The sequence below is a fragment of the Methylobacterium terricola genome, from assembly GCF_006151805.1.
In the GTDB taxonomy this organism is placed as follows: domain Bacteria; phylum Pseudomonadota; class Alphaproteobacteria; order Rhizobiales; family Beijerinckiaceae; genus Methylobacterium; species Methylobacterium terricola.
This window is the reverse complement of record NZ_VDDA01000001.1, coordinates 842,161-859,010: the sequence shown is the minus strand read 5'-3', so window position 1 is coordinate 859,010 and position 16,850 is coordinate 842,161. Positions and strand designations below refer to the sequence as shown.

The following is a 16,850-nucleotide window of genomic DNA, read 5'->3' as shown; positions in this document are numbered from 1 at the left end:
ATTTCCCCCGGGAGGAACATGCCGATGAGGACGACGCGCCGCGTTTTCCTGAAGAGTGCGGCCACGGTCGCGGCTGCCGGCGTCGTGGCGCCGTCGATCATACGACCGGCGAGCGCCCAGGGTGGGACGGTGCGCATCGGCATGGTGCTGCCGGTGACCGGGCCGGGGGCCGATGCCGGCCGCTTCGCCCTCAACGGCGCCAAGATCGCGCTTGAGGCGGTCAACAAGGCCGGAGGCGTCCTCGGCAAGCCGATGGAGCTCGTCACCGAGGACGACCAGACCACCAATCCAGGCGCGGTGCTGGCCTTCTCGAAGCTCGCCTCGCAGCCCGACCTCGTGGCGTTCCTGGGCTCGATCCGCTCGACCCAGAACCACGCCATGGCGCCGGACATCCTCAAGACCGGAAAGCCCGTGGCCTTCGGCGGCACCGATCCGGTGCTGACCCAGCTCGGCAACCCGTGGCTGTTCCGCTTCCGGCCGAACGACAGCTTCTCGGCCCGCGTCATCGCCGAGTACGGCGTGAGCACGCTCGCCAAGAAGAAGTGGGCGATCATCCACTCGACCGACGCCTTCGGCACCAGCGGCGCCAAGGCGCTGACGGAGGCGTTGGGCAAGGCCGGCGCCACCGTGGCGCTCGACCAGGGCTACACGAACCAGAGCCAGGACTTCACGCCGGTGGTGCTGGCGATCCGCCAGTCCGGCGCCGACGTGATCGGCTCCTACTTCACCTTCGAGAACGACCTCGGCATCTTCGCCCGGCAATTGCGCCAGCTCGGCGTGCAGGCGCCCTGGGTCGGCTCGGCCTCGATCGTCAACGTCACGGCGCTCAAGCTCGCCGGGCCGTCGCTCTACAACACCTACGGGGTGGCGGATTACGCCGAGGAATCGAGCGACGCGGCGCGCAACTTCGGCAAGGCCTACCGGGCGGTGATGAAGCTCGCCCCCGACAACCAGTCGTCCTGGACCTTCGACGCCGTGACGGTGCTGGCAAAGGCCATCAACGCCGCCGGCAAGACCGACCCGAAGGCGATCCGCGAGGCGCTGCTCGCCATCCGCGGCCACGAGGGGGCGGAAGGCACCTACAACTTCGACCAGAACGGCGACGGCCTGCACGGCTACAACGTGGTGCGCAACGACAAGGGCAACATCGTCTTCGACAAGCGCATCGACTTCTACAAGGCCTGATCGTTCGCAAAGCCTGACCGGGACGGCCGTGTGCCGTCCCGACGCCGTCTCGGCCGCTGCCCGACGCGCGGCGGCACGACCCTCTTCATCCGATCGGGGCGGGCCCGCATGGACCTCATCCTCCAGCTACTCTTTACCGGAATCGGCATCGGCGCCGTCTATGCGCTCGTCGCGCTCGGCTTCGTGCTGATCTTCCGCGCCACCAACGTGGTGAACTTCGCCCAGGGCGAGTTCTCGATGGTCGCCGCCTTCCTGATGGTGGTCTTCGCCGTCGACCTGCAATGGCCGTACTGGCTGTCGTTCCTGCTCGCCATCGGCGGCATGGCCCTGCTCGGGGCGCTGTTCAACCTCGGCGTCTACTATCCGTTGCGCCACCGCACCTACCTGCCGGTGATCATCTCGACCATCGGCGCCTCGATCTTCCTCGCCAACACGACGCTCGCGCTCTACGGGCCGCAGCCGCAGGTGCTGCCGCCGGTCTTCGAGACGCAAGGCTTCCTGGTCGGCCCTGTCTTCCTCGACACCCAGTACCTGCTGATCATCGCCGTGACCGCGGTGCTGGTGGCGTTCCAGTACTGGTTCTTCGAGCATACGCTGATCGGCAAGAAGCTGCAGGCGACCTCGCAGGACAAGGAGATGGCGGCGCTGCTGGGTATCCCCGTCGCCGGGATGATCATGCTGACCTTCGTCTACAGCGCGGTGCTCGGCGGCATTGCCGGCATCCTGGTCGCGCCGGTGCTGTTCGTGTCGATCCAGATGGGCGCCACCATCGCGCTCAAGGCCTTCGCCGCCACCATCATCGGCGGCTTCGGCGACGTGACCGGCGCCATCATCGGCGGGCTGGCGCTCGGCATCATCGAGACCTTCGGCGCCGCCTACATCTCGGTCCCCTACAAGGACGCCTTCGCCTTCATCGTCCTCGTCGCCTTCCTGGCCCTGCGCCCGCAGGGGATCTTCGGCGAACGCATTGCGGAGAAAGCATGACCGGCTCCCCTCGCCCCGTCGCGGCGGACCCGGTGTCCGCCCCCCGCTCCCCCGCCCGCGGCTTTCCCCTCGGCACCCTCGCCTACGCGGCCCTGGTGGCGGTCGCGGTGTTCCTCGCCGCCACGACGCCGTTCAGCGGCTACGTGCTCAACATCCTGATGCAGGCCGCGACCTACGCCATCGCGGTCATCGGGCTCACCGTCGTGCTGGGTCTCTGCGGCCAGATCAACCTGGCCCAGGCCGCGTTCTTCGGCATCGGCGCCTACGCGGTCGGCCTCGGCACCGTCGATCTCGGGATCAGCTTCTGGCTCTGCCTGCCGATCGGCCTCGTGCTGGCGCTGATCCTCGGCGCGGTGCTGGGCGCCTCGACGCTTCGCCTCGGCGGCCACTATCTCGCCATGGTGACGATCTCGTTCCAGCAGATCCTGACGCTGATCATGATCAACTGGATCCCGGTCACCCACGGGCCGGACGGCGTACCGAACATCAAGCGCCCCGGCCTGTTCACCGACGGCCAGAGCTACCTCGCGCTCTGCGTCCTCGTGCTGGCGGCGGTCGCCTACGCGGTCTGGCGGATGCCGAAGACCCGGCTCGGCCGCGCCATGCGGGCGGTGCGCGACAACGAGCTGGCGGCCGGCGTCACCGGCATCGACATCTACCGCACCAAGGTGATGGCCTTCGCCATCGGGGCGCTGCTCGCGGGTCTCGGCGGCGGGCTGTTCGCCGGCAGCTTCACCTATATCAGCCCGGACCAGTTCTCCTTCGCCGAATCGGTGGTGTTCCTCACCATGGCGCTGCTCGGCGGCGTCGGCTCGCCGGTCGGCGCGGTGATCGGCACCGGGCTCCTGATCCTGATCCCCGAATGGCTCCGCTTCCTGAAGGAGATCCCGGGCCTCTACCTCGCGATCTACGGCCTCGCCGTCATCCTGATCGTGGTGTTCATGCCCGAGGGCATCTGGGGCTTCCTCGGCGACCAGGTGAAGCGCCTGCGGCCGCGGAAAGCCGCCCCCCGCGCCCAGGACCTCACCCTGACGCAGGACGCGGCCACCGCCGCCCCGGTGCTCGAGGTCGAGGGCCTGTCGAAGCACTTCGGCGGCCTCAAGGCGGTCGACGAGGTCAGCTTCACGGTGACCCGCGGCGGCATCCACGCGCTGATCGGCCCGAACGGCTCCGGAAAGACCACGACGCTCAACGTGCTGTCGGGGCTCTACACCCCGACCGGCGGCCGGTTGCGGCTCAACGGGCGCGACATCACCCGCTTCGCGCCGCACCAGCGCGCGGGGTCAGGGTTGGGGCGGACGTTCCAGAACATCCGCCTGTTCCGCTCGATGAGCGCGCTGGAGAACGTCGTCATCGGGGCCGAGCGGCCGGGCAACGGCATCGTGGCCCATGACCGCGCCTCGCTGGAAGCTCGGGCCCGCGCCGCCCTCGCCTTTGTCGGACTGGAAGCACGAGCCGACGAGCCGATCTCGTCCTTCTCCTACGGCCACCAGCGGCTGGTCGAGATCGCCCGGGCGCTTGCCGGCAATCCCGTGCTCCTCCTCCTCGACGAGCCGGCGGCGGGCCTCAATTCGAGCGAGAAGGTCGCGCTCACGGCGTTGCTCCGCCGGATGGCCGCCAAGGGCCTGACCATCCTGATCATCGACCACGACATGACGCTGGTGAGCGACGTGGCGAGCCACATCACGGTGCTCAACTTCGGCCGGCGCATTGCCGACGGGGTGACGGCTACGGTGCTGCGCGAGCCGGCGGTGATCGAGGCCTATCTCGGCCAGGAGAGCACCGAGGGGCCGGGCGCCGGCCTCAAGACCGACCTCGCCCCCGCCTGACACAGGAGAACGATCATGGCACTCCTGGAAATCCGTGACCTGACGGTGCGCTACGGCGAGATCGAGGCCGTGCGCGGCATCTCGTTCTCGGTCGAGGCCGGCGAGGTCGTGACCCTGCTCGGCTCCAACGGGGCCGGCAAGTCGACGACGCTCAAGACCATCTCCGGCCTGGTGAAGCCGGCCGGCGGCGAGGTGCTGTTCGAGGGCCAGTCGCTGCTCGGCCTCAACCCCGAGGAGATCGTGCGCCGCGGCGTGGCGCACGTGCCGGAGGGGCGCCGGGTCTTCCCGGGCCTCACCGTGCGCGAGAACATCATGCTCGGCGCCTCGAACCGGAAGGGCCTGTCCGCCCGCCAGATCCGCGACGAGGCGGAGGGAATGTTCGAGCTCTTTCCCGACATCCGCCGCTTCGGCGACGCGCTGGGCTGGACGCTGTCCGGCGGCCAGCTCCAGATGGTCGCGCTCGCCCGCGGGCTGATGGCCAAGCCCCGGATCCTGCTCCTCGACGAGCCGTCGCTGGGCCTCGCCCCGGTGATCGTCCAGGCGGTGTTCGCGATCATCGCCGAGGTGCGCCGGCGCGGCACCACCGTGCTTCTCGTCGAGCAGAACGCCCGCATGGGCCTGTCGGTCGCCGATCGCGGCTACGTGCTGGAGACAGGGCAGCTGGTGCTGAGCGGCGAGCCGCAGGCGCTCTGGGCCAACGACGACATCCGGGCGGCGTATCTGGGTGGGCGGGCCAAGGCGGAGGCCCTGGCGCATTGACGATCAGGTCGCGGGGGGGGTGACGGGGATGCCGCGGTACACCACACGGAAGCCTGCGCGCCCGCACCGCGCAACCTGTTGTGTCGCATGCGGTGATCGATGACATTCCAGACCGCTTCACGCGGCCGTATGAGTCACAGATATTTCCCAAAAGGTCCCATCGATGTCCGCCCCCACCCCGCTCCACCCCGCCCATCCCCGCATCGTGCGCCTCAGCCACGAGGACAACGTCGTGGTGGCGGTGGATCCGATCGTGCCCGGCGCCACCGTCGAGGGCGTGACCGCCTCGGCGCGCGTGCCGCGGGGCCACAAATTCGCGGTCGTGGCGATTCCCGAGGGCGGCCCGATCCGCAAGTTCGGCCAGATCATCGGCTTTGCCAGCCGTGGCATCGCGCCGGGCGAGTGGGTCCATGAGCACAATGTGGGCTTGGGCGAGGACAAGGGCGATTTCGCCCGCGACTACCGCTTCTGCGAGGAAGCCAAGCCGATCGCGATGGTGGCGGAGGCGCAGCGCGCCACCTTCGAGGGCTACCGCCGGGCCGACGGCAAGGTCGGCACCCGCAACTATGTCGGCGTGCTGACCTCGGTGAACTGCTCGGCCACGGTGGCGCGGTTCATCGCCGAGGAGGCGCGCCGCTCCGGCCTGCTCGACGAGTTCCCGGGCATCGACGGCATCATCCCGCTCACCCACGGCACCGGCTGCGGCTACGACATCCAGGGCGAGGGGGCCGACATCCTCAAGCGCACCCTGTGGGGCTACGCCGCCAACCCGAACATGGGCGGCGTGATCATGGTGGGCCTCGGCTGCGAGGGCCTGCAGATCGACCGCTGGAAGCGCGCCTACGGCATCGAGGAGAGCGAGACCTTCCGCAGCTTCACCATCCAGGACAGCGGCGGCACCCGCCGCACCATCGAGGCCGGCGTCGCGGCGCTCCGCGAGATGCTGCCGGCGGTGGCGAAGGCGAGGCGCGAGACCGTGCCGGCCTCCGAACTGATGCTGGCCCTGCAATGCGGCGGCTCGGACGGCTATTCGGGCATCACCGCCAACCCGGCGCTGGGCGCCGCGGTCGACCGGCTGGTGGCCGAGGGCGGCACCGCGATCCTGTCCGAGACGCCGGAGATCTACGGCGCCGAGCACCTGCTGACCGCCCGGGCGGCGACGCCGGAGATCGGGCAGAAGCTCGTCGAGATGATCCACTGGTGGGAGGCCTACACCGCCCGCAACGGCGGCGAGATGAACAACAACCCCTCCCCCGGCAACAAGGCCGGCGGCCTCACCACCATCCTGGAGAAGTCGCTCGGCGCCACCGCCAAGGGCGGCAGCACCACGCTGGAGGGCGTCTACCGCTACGCCGAGCCGGTGACCGCGAAGGGCTTCGTCTACATGGACACCCCCGGCTTCGATCCGGTGGCGGCGACCGGCCAGGTCGCCGGCGGCGCCAACGTCCTGTGCTTCACCACCGGCCGCGGCTCGGCCTATGGCTGCAAGCCGACCCCGTCGATCAAGCTCGCCACCAACAGCGAGATGTACCGGCGGATGCAGGACGACATGGACATCGATTGCGGCGACGTGCTCGACGGCGTCTCGATCGAGGAAAAGGGCCGCCAGATCTTCGAGACCATCCTGCGCGTCGCCTCGGGCGAACGCACCAAGTCCGAGGGCTTCGGCTACGGCGACGCCGAATTCGTGCCCTGGCAGATCGGCGCGGTGATGTAGCGGCGGCGATATGGCGGCGGCGGCCGAACCGTTCTAAGGGGCCCTCCGGGGGGCACACCAACAAGAATGCCCCGGAGGACACCACGATGACACCGAATGGAGGCAGCGGGAGCGATCTCACCCGCCGCCAATGGAAGATGACCCTGCTGGCGAGCCTCGGCGGCGGGCTCGAGTACTACGACTTCATCGTCTACGGGATCTTCGCCAAGGACATCGCCGCCGCCTTCTTCCCGGCGAGCGATCCGGTGGCGGCCCTGACCCTGTCGCTGGCGGTCTTCGCGGTCGGCTACCTCGCGCGGCCGCTCGGCGGGCTGGTGCTGAGTCATTTCGGCGATCGCTACGGCCGCAAGACCGTGTTCGTGGTCACCGTCTTCACGATGTCGGCCTGCACCCTCGGCATGGGCCTGGTGCCGCCTTACGTGTCCTGGGGCGTGTGGGCGACCCTGCTCCTCGTGATGTTGCGCTTCGTGCAGGGGCTGTGCATCGGCGGCGAACTCCCCGGCGCGATCACCTTCGTGGTCGAGACCGCGTCGCGCCGCCCGGGGCTGGCCTGCGGCATCGTCTTCTGCCTCGTCAATGGCGGCGTGCTGCTCGCGGCATTGGTCAATCTCGGCCTGCAAACCTGGCTGCCGCCGGCCGCTATGGCCGAATACGGCTGGCGCATTGCCTTCCTGTTCGGCGGCGTGGTCGGACTGGTCAGCTTCGTGCTGCGGCGCTCGCTGGAAGAGACGCCTGAATTCCTGCGCCTGCAGCACCGCGCCGCCCGCAGCCCGATCGGCGAGGTCCTGCGCCATCACCGCCGCCCGGTTTTGCTCGGCATCGGCATCGTGGCGCTGACGGCGGGCTTCAACGGCATCCTGTTCGCCCACATGCCGGCCTACCTGATCCAGGTGCTGAAGTACCCGCCCAAGACCGTGGCGATGGCGATGAACGTCGCTCTGTTCGCGATGTCGGCCTCGCTGCTCTTCGCCTCATTCTTCGCCGACCGGGTGCCGCCGCGCCGCCTGATGCAGGTCTCCGCCCTCGTCGTCCTGCTCGGCGTGATCCCGGTCTACCAAGTGCTGGCGCGGGGCGATGCCGACCTGTTCCTGGTGCTGCCGCTCCTCACCGTGGCGGTGGCCGGGGCCAATGGCAGCTTCGCCTTCCTGCTCGCCGGGCTGTTCCCGACCCGGGTGCGGTTCAGCGGCGTCGCGCTGTCGCTCAATGTCGGCTTCACGCTGCTCAGCGGCCTCGGCCCGCTCGCCGCCAACGCGCTGATCGGCGCCACCGGCTGGACTGCGGCGCCCGGGCTCATCATCGCGGCTTCGGCGCTGATCGGGCTCGTGGTGGCGAGCCGGCTCTCCGACCGGCCGACGACCCTGGCCGAGGCGGTGCCGGTCTCCGGCTGATCGCCGCCGCCATCCGCCGCCATCCGCGCGCCCCACACGCGCGCGGGTGGTCTTCGCCGCGAGGCGACGCCTACACCTCCGGGTGCCGCTCGCGCCAGCGCGGGCCGGGACCGCGCATGTAGTGCAGCTCCGGGCGGTACGGATCCACGATCTCCGCGACGAGGTCCCGCCAACGCTGGGTGAGGCGTCCGACGAAAGCCATCAGCATGGATCTTCCTCCTGCACGGGACCGGGTCGCAATCGGGCCTGGCAGGGATCGTGCCGGCCGTTGGTTGCGAAAATCTTGCCGGGCAGGCTGATCCGGGGCTTTGGCGAGACTAAGACGCTGGCGTGAAGCGCTTACGGCAGGATCCCGGCGAGCTTCAGCCCACCCGCGGCGATCACGGCCAGAACCACGCCCCAGAGGTCGAGGGGCATCGCGGCCCACCAGGCAGTGCTCTCGGCCTGCGGCAGCGGCGTCCCTGGCGAGTGTGCGATGTCGTGCATGGGAAATCTCCCCCTCGGGGTTACGTGTCCTCCGGGCACCCGTCTGACGCAGGCGTCCCTGCCTCACCCTACAGCATGACGCCTTGAGCCGCAGCAGAAAGGACGGAAAACAGTCAGTGGGTGGCGCTCAAAGATGCGTCGCCGCGGGATGGCTGCTCAGCCTCTATGCAACAGCAAATGGCGGTCTGCAGCGCGCGTGTCTCGATCCCTCGACCTCTGCGCCCCGCGCGCTTGTCGCGCCGCCCGCCCTCGTGCTCCGCTGCGGCGACGTTCCCCAGGACCTAGCCATGCCCCCTTCCGATCTCGTCATGATGCGCGCCACCGACCTCGCGCGGGCCATCCGCGACCGGGCCGTCTCGGCCCGGGAGGTGATGCAGGCGCATCTCGACCAGATTGCCCGCCACAACCCGGCCGTGACCGCGATCGTGTCCTTGCGCGATCCCGACGTCCTGCTCGCCGAGGCCGAGGCCGCCGACCGGCAGCTCGCCGAGAACGGCCCGTGCGGGCCCCTGCACGGCCTGCCGCACGCGGTGAAGGACCTCTCGGCCACCGCCGGGATCCGCACCACGCAGGGCTCGCCGCTGTTTCGCGACACGGTGCCGGCGGTCGACGCGATTCACGTCGCTCGGCTGCGTGCCGCCGGCGCGATCCTGATCGGCAAGACCAACGTCCCGGAATTCGGCCTCGGCTCGCACAGCACCAACCCGGTCTTCGGCGTGACGCGCAACGCCTATGACCCGGCGAAGTCCGGCGGCGGATCGAGCGGCGGGGCCGCGGTCGCGCTGGCGCTCCGCATGGTGCCGCTCGCCGACGGCAGCGACCATGGCGGCTCGCTGCGCAACCCCGCGGCCTGGAACAACGTGCTGGGCCTGCGCCCCGCCGCCGGCCGGGTGCCGGGCAACACCGACGAGGTGTTCCTGCCCCAGCTCGGCGTCGTCGGGCCGATGGCGCGCTGCACCGCCGATCTCGGCCTGCTGCTCTCGGTCCAGGCCGGGTACGATCCGCGTACCCCGAACGCCATTCGGCAGGACCCTGCCGCCTTCGCCGCGCCAAAGCCGCGGGACCTGAACGGCCTGCGCATCGGCTGGATCGGCGATTACGGCGGCCACCTCCCCTTCGAGCCCGGCGTGCTCGACCTGTGCGAGGCCGGTTTGAACGCCTTCTCCGACCACGGCGCCGTCGTCGAGCCGGTACTGCCGGCCTTCGACCCGGAGGCGATCTGGCGCGCCTGGGTGACGCTTCGGCAAGGGATCACGGGTGCGGCCCTCGCGGCCCATTGGCGCGATCCGGCAAAGCGCGCGCTGATGAAGCCCGAGGCGGTCTGGGAGGTCGAGCACGGCCAAAAGCTCTCGGCCTTCGACCTGCACGCCGCCAGCGTCACCCGCACCGCCTGGTATCACTGCGTGCGCGGGTTGTTCGACCGCTTCGACGTGCTGGCGCTGCCGGCGGCCCAGGTCTTCCCGTTCGCCGCCGAGGAGACCTGGCCGCGCACCGTCGCCGGGCGGGCGATGGACAGCTATCACCGCTGGATGGAGGTGGTGGTGCCGGGCACGCTCTCCGGCTGCCCGGTGATCAGCCTGCCGGTGGGCTTCAATCCGGCCGGCCTGCCGATGGGCCTCCAGCTGATCGCGCGGAACCAGGACGAGGCTGGTCTTCTTAGCCTCGCGGCGGCGTACGAGGCCGTCACCGGCTTCGACCGCACCCTGCCCCCGGTCCTGCGCGGGTGATCCGCGCCGGGTCGAACGGGATAGGCTGATCGCTGCGCTTGCCGCTGACAGAGCCTGCCGCCATACATGGCGGGCAACAAGGTCGGCCACGCCCGAACGGCCGAGACCCGGAGGAGACCCAATGAAGCCTTTCCTGATGGCGGCGCTCGCCGCCAGCGTGTCTTTCGTGGGCGCTGCCTACGCCCAGGACACGACCGCCGGCGACACCAAGGCCAAGGTCGACAACCTCGAGAAGCTCGGCAGCTTCAAGCAGACCGGCGTCGCCGAGCCGGCGCCGATCCCGCAGACCGGCCGGCGCGCCGACGCGATCAACCGCACCCTGCAGAAGATCAAGGTGCCGGACGGCTTCAAGATCGAGCTCTACGCCGTGGTGCCGGATGCCCGCGCCATGGCGGTCGGCCCGAATGCCGGCGTGGTTTTCGTCGGCACCCGCAAGTCCAAGGTCTACACCGTCACCGACCGCGACAAGGATCGCGTCGCCGACGAGGTGAAGGTCTACGCACCCGGCGTCGACTTCAAGATCCCCAACGCCGTCTGCTTCTCCCGCGACGGCGTGCTGACCATCGTCGAGCAGAACCGGGTGCTGGCCTTCCCGGCGGCCGAGTTCTTCTACGAGGGCACGGACGGCCCGGCGGTCGTCGTGGTCAAGCAGGGCGAGCTGATCCCGCCGGCCGAGGAGAGCTACAACCACACCGCCCGGATCTGCCGCATCGGGCCGGACGGCAAGCTCTACGTGTCGCTCGGCCAGCCCTACAACGTCCCGCCGAAGGACAAGGCCGACCTCTACGCCAAGACCGGCATCGGCGGCATCATCCGCATGGATGCCGACGGCAAGAACCGCGAGGTCTACGCGACCGGCATCCGCAACTCGGTCGGCATGGACTTCGCGCCCGACAAGACCCTGTGGTTCACCGACAACCAGGTCGACGGCATGGGCGACGACCAGCCGCCAGGCGAGCTGAACCAGATCACCAAGCCGGGCCAGAATTTCGGCTTCCCGTGGTACGGCGGCGGCGGCGTCCGCACCGTCGAGTACAAGGACGACAAGGTCCCGGCCGACGTCGTGCCGCCGAAGGCCGAGCTCCCGCCCCACGCCGCCGATCTCGGCATGATCGTCTACAAGGGCAAGTCGTTTCCCGAGAAGTACCGCGGCGGCATCTTCACCGCCGAGCACGGCTCGTGGAACCGCACCACGCCGATCGGCGCCCGGGTGATGTTCGTGCCGGTCAACAAGGACGGCACCGCCGGCAAGCCCGAGCCGTTCGCCGAGGGCTGGCTGACCGAGGGCGGCGAGTATCTCGGCCGTCCGGTCGATGTCGCGACGTTGCCCGACGGCTCGCTGCTCGTCTCGGACGACGCGGCCGGCGCGATCTACCGCATCTCCTACGAGAAGTAGGTTTTTGTCAGAGGGGGGGCGGCCGGTGGTCGCCCCCTCCTCTATCAGGAGACGCCCATGACCCGCTCCCTCGCCCTCCTCCTGCTCCTCGCCGCGACGGCGCCGGCAGCCGCCGGGGACGCCAAGGCCGGCCGGGCCAAGGCGGTCGGCTGCCAGGCCTGCCACGGCCTCGACGGCCTTTCCAAGCTCCCCGACGCACCGAACCTCGCCGGCCAGGTCGAGCCCTATCTGGTGAAGGCGCTGACCGAGTTTCGCAACGGGACGCGCAAGAACGAGGTGATGTCGGTCGCGGCGCAGGAACTGTCGGATGCCGATATCGCGAATCTGGCGGCGTATTACAGCGGGATCCAGATCGAGGTGATCCCGCCGGGCTGAGAGGCGTCGTCTCACGGCAAGGTCCGTTTTCGTGCATCCTTGCCGGACGGGCCGTCGAAGCCTTCGCCATCGCGGCAAGGGCAGGTCGGTGCGTGACCCGTCTTGCATCCCGGCCGCGAGACGCGACGATGTCGTTGCGTGCGACATCCGGGCAGTGCTCAATCCGCGAAGAACCGGCCCGGCGAGACGCCGAAGGATCGCTTGAACATGGCGATGAAGCTGCTCGGTGTCTCATAGCCCAGTCGGTCTGAGACAACCGAGACCGGGTTCCCCTGTGCGAGGAGTTCGAGGCTTCGAATCAACCGTGCCTGCTGTGCCCATTGCGCGAAGCTCAACCCCGTTTCCTCGACGATCAGCCGTCGCAGGCTGCGCGGCGAGATCCCGCCCCAAGTTGCCCACATGTCGAGGGTTTTGCGGGTCTCGGGTCGATTAAGGATAGCCAGTGCGATCCGCTTCAGCCGTGGATCCTGCGGCATTGGGAGGTGGAGGTGTTCAGGGCGCGCGTGCCGCACCTCGTCCAGCAGCACGCCGGCCTGTCGGTCCTGCTCGGGCGTCCTGGTCTCGGACCAGTCCACGGCGCGGTGCACCAGAGCGCGCATCAGTTCGCTGACGCCGACCACCTTTGGAGCTTCCGGTAACGTCGTCGTCAGGGGTGGGGCGATCAGCACGGTCCATCCCGTCGCCACGCCATGCACGCCGACCTGATGGAGGATTCCGGGCGGCATCCAGCCGGCGCGATGCGGCGGTAGCAGCCACGCTCCCGATTCCGTGCGGACATGGAGCATCCCGCTCTCGATGCAGATGAGCTGGCCACGGGCGTGACGATGCCAAGGGTAGTCGCGGGTCCCCAATCGAAACTCGCGATCGGGGTCGTCACGTCCGGCCAGAACGACGATGCCCGGTCCACCGGTGGTCTCGCTCCAGTCCGTCGCCGCGATCGCCGTCATCCGTGCCCCGCGGGTACGGGACGGTCGATCAGGGAACAGCCGGAAAGACGGCGGCTTCCGTCCTCGGACAGGGCGATGGCCCGATTGGCCCGTAAGGCCACGTCGGCATGGTAGGCCTCGAGAGCCTCCGCCAGCGCGCTTCGACCGGCGGCGACGGCCGCGATCGTGTCGGCGAAAGCCACCGCGTCCCGCAAGGCGGTGTTCGCGCCGAGGCCTCCGGCAGGGCTCATGACGTGGATCGCATCCCCCATGAATGCGACGGGAGATCGATGGTCGATCGTGAGGGGCGGGGCGCTCAGAACCGGCCGCAGGGCGAGAACCTCGGGGCTGGAGAGGCGAAAAAGCGCCTTCAGGGCCGGATGCCAGGTGGCCGACAGCGTATCGAGATGGGCGCGGATGTCGGTGGGATCCGCGAGGTGCAGGCGGCCCGCAGGCAGCCCCAAGGCCGCCCGTGAGCCGAGGACGGACCAGTAGAAATAGTCCTCGACCGGCGTGAGCCGGCAGCCGGGGACCAGTGCCGCGCCGAGCTGCGGCAGTGGCGCGCGGAAGCGGATGTCATCGACGATCACCGCGAACGTGTCGGCGAAGACGACGGAGATCCCGTCCGTCAGGCGATCCCCGATCGCGGCCACGACATCCGCTGTCAGGACGGTCTTGCCGTAGATGCTGACCTCCCCCGTGTCCCGCGGCTCGGCCTCGGGTAGGACGGTCCGGCGGATCACCGAGGATGCGCCGTCGGCGGCTACCAGAATGTCCGTGCGCGAGTTCGAGCCGTCGACGAAGCGGCAAACGATGCCTTGCGCATCCTGGTCGAATGACGCGAGCGACTTGCCGAACCGGATATGTGGCTCGATGCCGGTCGTCAGGATCTGCCTCAAGGTCTGCCGGTTGGCGGCGCGGTCCGTCGACCTCCCTTCGTCGGGAAGCCGCGTCGCGGAAGGCCGCCACGTCTCGACGGGCCGACCGGGCACGTCTTGCAGCGCGACATTCAGGAGGCGGCCCGTGCTGCTCGCGACCGCGCAGCTTTGCAGAAACAAGGCGTTCAGATCATCCGGGAGAACGTGCCGCAGAGCCGCCTGCCCATCGGCATCGAGGCGGATGCGATAGCCTTGTCCGCGGCTCCCGGGCGTCGGGTCACGCTCGAAAAGCGTGAATCGGACGCCCGCCCGTCGTAACCCCTGCCCGAGACACAAGCCGCTCAATCCGGCTCCGATGATCGACACGTGGATGTCGTGGGGCATGCGCGTCCGGCCTTGTTCCGGCGGCCCGATCAGCCGGGCCTCGTGCCGCCCTGTTTGCCCGCGGCACGCCGCGGCGTGGTATCGATCTCCGGCCAGACAATAGGGGCCGTCGGCCAAACCGCTTCTCGGGCCACGTCGGCAGCGGTGGCCGGTACGTCTCCCCGGCGGCCCCCGCTCAGGCGATCAGGCCTGGATCCGCCCGATCACCGCCACCGGCCCACCGCCATCAGGCCCCTGGTGCTCCGCCCCGCCCGAGACGAACAAATCCGTCCGCCCGATCGCCGCCGCCGCCACGCCGCCGACCAGCGCCCGGGCGTGGCGCGTGGCGTTGATGTCGCTGTCGTCGTTCATGATGTGACGCCGGCCGCGGATCAGGCCGTCGCCCGAGGGCTCGGCCTTGGCGAGCAGGGCGACGACGCGCTCGGCCTGATCCGGTGCGAGCTGGCCCGCGACGGGGAAGCCGAGATCGGAGAGCGCCCCCTGGATCGCGGAGAGGTCGATGCCGTCGCGCATGACCCGGTGGGCGATGCGCAACGGGCCGCGCCAGCCCGGCGCGTTGCCGAGCACGATCACCTCGTTGCGCATCAGCTCGATCCCCGCCGAGGCGCTGGCGCGGCCGGAATAGAGGTCGGTGCGGGTCCCGATCACCGCGTCGTCGAGCGCCGATTCCGCGATCTCGGCCAGCGCCAGCCCGATTCCGAGCGCCGAGGCGCCGCGGGACAGGCCCATCGAGGCATAGGTGTCGTGGGTCGCCACCTCGTGCCCCCGGCCGGCCGCCTCCTGGATGCGGGCGCTGGTGAGAAGCGGGCATTTCACCTGGACGAAGTGCACGTCGGCGATGTCGGCGATCCCCGCCGCCGCCATGGCGCGCTCGACGGCCGATGCGGTCGCCCGCACCTGTGCCATCCGGCCGATCTCCTCGGGCAGGAAGTCGTCCGTGAAGGCGGTGCCGACGGCGAGCGCCTTGCTCTCCTCCGCCTTGCCCTCCGCCCGGCCCTCCGCCCCCGGCGTCTCGCGCCGGGCGAGGATCAGCAGATGGGGCGAGAGCCCGCCCTCGGTGCCGCCGGACATCACCAGGGCGACCCGCGCGCCGACCTCCGCCGGCGAGAGCCCGAGCCGCGCGCTCAAGGATGCCTCCAGCGCCATCACGGCCAGCGGCCGGGTGAAATCGTTGACGCAGCCATTGCCCTCGGTCTTGCCGAACACCGCGACGATCTCCTCCGGGGCTACGGCGCCGGACGCGATCAGGGCATCGAGCCCCGAGACGTCGGCGGGGTGCCGGGTCGGCACGCGGAAGGCGAGGCATTCGGGCATGATCGGGACTCACTGACGGTCACAAGACGCGGGCCCCGCCAAGCAAATGCGCCGCCAACGACGGCCCGACCCGGCTGCCGGTCGGGCCGATGCGGGCTCGCCCTCACAAGCCTGGCCATAAGTGCGGCCGGCCGGGTAGCCGGGGCGGGGGCGGATGCGCTAGTCTGGCCTCCCGCGCCCGGGAGGTCCGCACCCGATGCCGATACCGTTGAGCCGCTTCCGGCCCGCCGTGTCCGCACGGGCCTGCCTGTCTCCCCGGACAGCCGCGTCCGCGCGGGATGAAGTCTCGTCCGGATGACGTTCCCCACCCCCGGGCCCGGCGGATCTCCGCAGCGGGTGCTGATCTACTCGCACGACACGTTCGGGCTCGGCCATCTGCGCCGGGCGCGAGCGATCGCCCATGCCCTGGTGGCGGAGGCGCCGGAGCGGCGGGTGGTGATCCTGTCCGGCTCGCCGGTGAGCCACGCCTTCCGCTTCGCCCCCGGGGTGACCTGCCGGCGCCTGCCCGGCGTGACCAAGCTCGCCAGCGGCGAGTACCAGAGCCTCGGCGCCGGCCACCATCTCGACGAGGTGGTGGCGACCCGGGCCGCCCTGATCCGCCACGTCGCCGACCGCTTCGACCCCGACCTGTTCCTGGTCGACAAGGAGCCGGCGGGCTTCCACGGCGAGGTGCTGCCGACCCTCCACCGGCTCAAGGCCCACGGCTGCCGGCTGGTGCTCGGCCTGCGCGACGTCCTCGACGACCCGGACCTGCTGGCGCCGGAATGGGAGCGCAAGGGCGCGCTGGCGGTGCTGCCGCTCTACGATGCGCTCTGGGTCTACGGCCTCCAGGCGATCTACGCCCCTCTCGACGGGCTGACGCTGCCGGCGGGTGTCGCCGATCGCCTGACCTATACCGGCTACCTGCGGCGCGAGGCGCCCGAGGCGGCGGAGGAGGACGATGCGGCGGAGGAGCCGTTCCTCCTCGTCACCCCGGGCGGCGGCGGCGACGGGGTCGAGCTCGTCGAGGCGGTGGTGAACGCCTACGAGGCGCAGCCGATCGAGCACCGGGCGCTGGTGGTGTTCGGGCCGTTCTTTCCGGCGGCCGAGCAGGCGGCGCTGAGCGCCCGCATCGCCGCGCATCCGCGCCTCGCCTCCCTCGGATTCGACGCCCGGCTCGAGCGGCTGATGCGCCGGGCCGCCGGCGTGGTGGCGATGGGGGGCTACAACACCTTCTGCGAGATCCTGTCCTTCGACCGCCCGGCCCTGATCCTGCCGCGGGTGCGGCCGCGGCGCGAGCAGCTGATCCGCGCCCGCGCCGCCGCCCGGCTCGGCCTCGTCGGGGTGATCGAGCCTGGGGCCGCCGGGACCGAGACCGCCCGCATGGCCGCGGCGCTCGCCGCCCTGCCCCACCGGCCGCCGCCCTCGGCCCGGCCGATCCCCGGCCTCCTCGACGGCCTGCCGGCGATCCGGCGGCTCGCCGTCCCCGACGCCGCCGCCTGCGTGGCCGCCGAGTAACCCGA

General features: G+C 70.3%; 15 protein-coding genes. 10 read left to right on the top strand and 5 right to left on the bottom strand.

Features of this window, described 5'->3' with window-relative positions:
• Positions 1-24 precede the first annotated feature (24 nt).
• The 6 genes from FF100_RS03775 to FF100_RS03750 all read left to right on the top strand — a co-directional run bounded on the left by FF100_RS03775 (position 25) and on the right by FF100_RS03750 (position 7,862).
• On the top strand, positions 25-1,185 hold the full coding sequence (locus FF100_RS03775) for an ABC transporter substrate-binding protein (protein ID WP_139034190.1): 1,161 nt from the start codon (positions 25-27) through the stop codon (positions 1,183-1,185).
• Positions 1,186-1,293: 108 nt separating this feature from the next.
• Positions 1,294-2,169: a branched-chain amino acid ABC transporter permease gene (locus FF100_RS03770; protein WP_139034189.1), complete on the top strand. Its 876-nt coding sequence runs from the start codon at positions 1,294-1,296 to the stop codon at positions 2,167-2,169.
• Positions 2,166-3,998: a branched-chain amino acid ABC transporter ATP-binding protein/permease gene (locus tag FF100_RS03765; protein ID WP_139034188.1), complete on the top strand. Its 1,833-nt coding sequence runs from the start codon at positions 2,166-2,168 to the stop codon at positions 3,996-3,998. The genes FF100_RS03770 and FF100_RS03765 overlap by 4 nt, the downstream gene beginning before the upstream one ends.
• A 15-nt stretch (positions 3,999-4,013) precedes the next feature.
• Positions 4,014-4,757, top strand: a complete 744-nt coding sequence (locus tag FF100_RS03760; protein WP_139034187.1) for an ABC transporter ATP-binding protein — start codon at positions 4,014-4,016, stop codon at positions 4,755-4,757.
• A gap of 163 nt (positions 4,758-4,920) precedes the next feature.
• Positions 4,921-6,474 carry a UxaA family hydrolase gene (locus tag FF100_RS03755; RefSeq protein ID WP_139034186.1) on the top strand — a complete coding sequence of 518 codons (1,554 nt, stop codon included), beginning with the start codon at positions 4,921-4,923 and terminating at the stop codon, positions 6,472-6,474.
• Positions 6,475-6,560: 86 nt separating this feature from the next.
• Complete coding sequence (locus FF100_RS03750; RefSeq protein WP_139034185.1) at positions 6,561-7,862, top strand: MFS transporter; 1,302 nt, start codon at positions 6,561-6,563, stop codon at positions 7,860-7,862.
• A gap of 70 nt (positions 7,863-7,932) precedes the next feature.
• Here the strand turns inward: FF100_RS03750 and FF100_RS36880 are convergent, their stop codons facing one another.
• Complete coding sequence (locus FF100_RS36880) at positions 7,933-8,070, bottom strand: hypothetical protein (protein WP_171070025.1); 138 nt, start codon at positions 8,068-8,070, stop codon at positions 7,933-7,935.
• 131 nt (positions 8,071-8,201) lie between these two features.
• A complete protein-coding gene (locus FF100_RS36875; RefSeq protein WP_171070024.1) occupies positions 8,202-8,348 on the bottom strand; it encodes a hypothetical protein in 147 nt (48 codons plus the stop codon).
• A 287-nt stretch (positions 8,349-8,635) separates the two neighbouring features.
• Here FF100_RS36875 and FF100_RS03745 point away from each other — a divergent pair, with 287 nt between their 5' ends.
• From FF100_RS03745 to FF100_RS03735, 3 genes are all read left to right on the top strand, one after another.
• On the top strand, positions 8,636-10,075 hold the full coding sequence (locus FF100_RS03745) for an amidase (protein WP_139034184.1): 1,440 nt from the start codon (positions 8,636-8,638) through the stop codon (positions 10,073-10,075).
• A 121-nt stretch (positions 10,076-10,196) separates the two neighbouring features.
• Entirely contained in the window at positions 10,197-11,471 is a 1,275-nt protein-coding gene (locus FF100_RS03740; RefSeq protein ID WP_139034183.1) for a PQQ-dependent sugar dehydrogenase, read from the top strand.
• Between the two features lie 57 nt (positions 11,472-11,528).
• The gene (locus FF100_RS03735; protein WP_139034182.1) at positions 11,529-11,846 is read left to right on the top strand and encodes a c-type cytochrome; all 318 of its coding nucleotides are present in this window, start codon (positions 11,529-11,531) and stop codon (positions 11,844-11,846) included.
• 158 nt (positions 11,847-12,004) lie between these two features.
• Here FF100_RS03735 and FF100_RS03730 read toward each other — a convergent pair whose 3' ends face one another.
• The 3 genes from FF100_RS03730 to atzD all read right to left on the bottom strand — a co-directional run bounded on the left by FF100_RS03730 (position 12,005) and on the right by atzD (position 15,348).
• Positions 12,005-12,793, bottom strand: a complete 789-nt coding sequence (locus tag FF100_RS03730; protein WP_139034181.1) for an AraC family transcriptional regulator — start codon at positions 12,791-12,793, stop codon at positions 12,005-12,007.
• On the bottom strand, positions 12,790-14,034 hold the full coding sequence (locus FF100_RS03725) for an FAD-dependent oxidoreductase (RefSeq protein ID WP_139034180.1): 1,245 nt from the start codon (positions 14,032-14,034) through the stop codon (positions 12,790-12,792). Before FF100_RS03725 ends, FF100_RS03730 begins: the two co-directional genes overlap by 4 nt.
• 183 nt (positions 14,035-14,217) lie before the next feature.
• The gene (gene atzD / locus FF100_RS03720) at positions 14,218-15,348 is read right to left on the bottom strand and encodes a cyanuric acid amidohydrolase (protein ID WP_139034179.1); all 1,131 of its coding nucleotides are present in this window, start codon (positions 15,346-15,348) and stop codon (positions 14,218-14,220) included.
• Between the two features lie 294 nt (positions 15,349-15,642).
• Here atzD and FF100_RS03715 point away from each other — a divergent pair, with 294 nt between their 5' ends.
• Positions 15,643-16,845, top strand: coding sequence for a glycosyltransferase family protein (locus FF100_RS03715; RefSeq protein WP_139034178.1), 1,203 nt, complete (start codon positions 15,643-15,645; stop codon positions 16,843-16,845).
• Positions 16,846-16,850 lie beyond the last annotated feature (5 nt).

Bases quoted from the DNA above. Each gene is read 5' to 3' on its own strand.
- FF100_RS03775 (WP_139034190.1), top strand. From the start codon at position 25: ATGAGGACGACGCGCCGCGTTTTCCTGAAGAGTGCGGCCACGGTCGCG.
- FF100_RS03770 (WP_139034189.1), top strand. From the start codon at position 1,294: ATGGACCTCATCCTCCAGCTACTCTTTACCGGAATCGGCATCGGCGCC.
- FF100_RS03765 (WP_139034188.1), top strand. From the start codon at position 2,166: ATGACCGGCTCCCCTCGCCCCGTCGCGGCGGACCCGGTGTCCGCCCCC.
- FF100_RS03760 (WP_139034187.1), top strand. From the start codon at position 4,014: ATGGCACTCCTGGAAATCCGTGACCTGACGGTGCGCTACGGCGAGATC.
- FF100_RS03755 (WP_139034186.1), top strand. From the start codon at position 4,921: ATGTCCGCCCCCACCCCGCTCCACCCCGCCCATCCCCGCATCGTGCGC.
- FF100_RS03750 (WP_139034185.1), top strand. From the start codon at position 6,561: ATGACACCGAATGGAGGCAGCGGGAGCGATCTCACCCGCCGCCAATGG.
- FF100_RS36880 (WP_171070025.1), bottom strand. From the start codon at position 8,070: ATGCTGATGGCTTTCGTCGGACGCCTCACCCAGCGTTGGCGGGACCTC.
- FF100_RS36875 (WP_171070024.1), bottom strand. From the start codon at position 8,348: ATGCACGACATCGCACACTCGCCAGGGACGCCGCTGCCGCAGGCCGAG.
- FF100_RS03745 (WP_139034184.1), top strand. From the start codon at position 8,636: ATGCCCCCTTCCGATCTCGTCATGATGCGCGCCACCGACCTCGCGCGG.
- FF100_RS03740 (WP_139034183.1), top strand. From the start codon at position 10,197: ATGAAGCCTTTCCTGATGGCGGCGCTCGCCGCCAGCGTGTCTTTCGTG.
- FF100_RS03735 (WP_139034182.1), top strand. From the start codon at position 11,529: ATGACCCGCTCCCTCGCCCTCCTCCTGCTCCTCGCCGCGACGGCGCCG.
- FF100_RS03730 (WP_139034181.1), bottom strand. From the start codon at position 12,793: ATGACGGCGATCGCGGCGACGGACTGGAGCGAGACCACCGGTGGACCG.
- FF100_RS03725 (WP_139034180.1), bottom strand. From the start codon at position 14,034: ATGCCCCACGACATCCACGTGTCGATCATCGGAGCCGGATTGAGCGGC.
- atzD (WP_139034179.1), bottom strand. From the start codon at position 15,348: ATGCCCGAATGCCTCGCCTTCCGCGTGCCGACCCGGCACCCCGCCGAC.
- FF100_RS03715 (WP_139034178.1), top strand. From the start codon at position 15,643: ATGACGTTCCCCACCCCCGGGCCCGGCGGATCTCCGCAGCGGGTGCTG.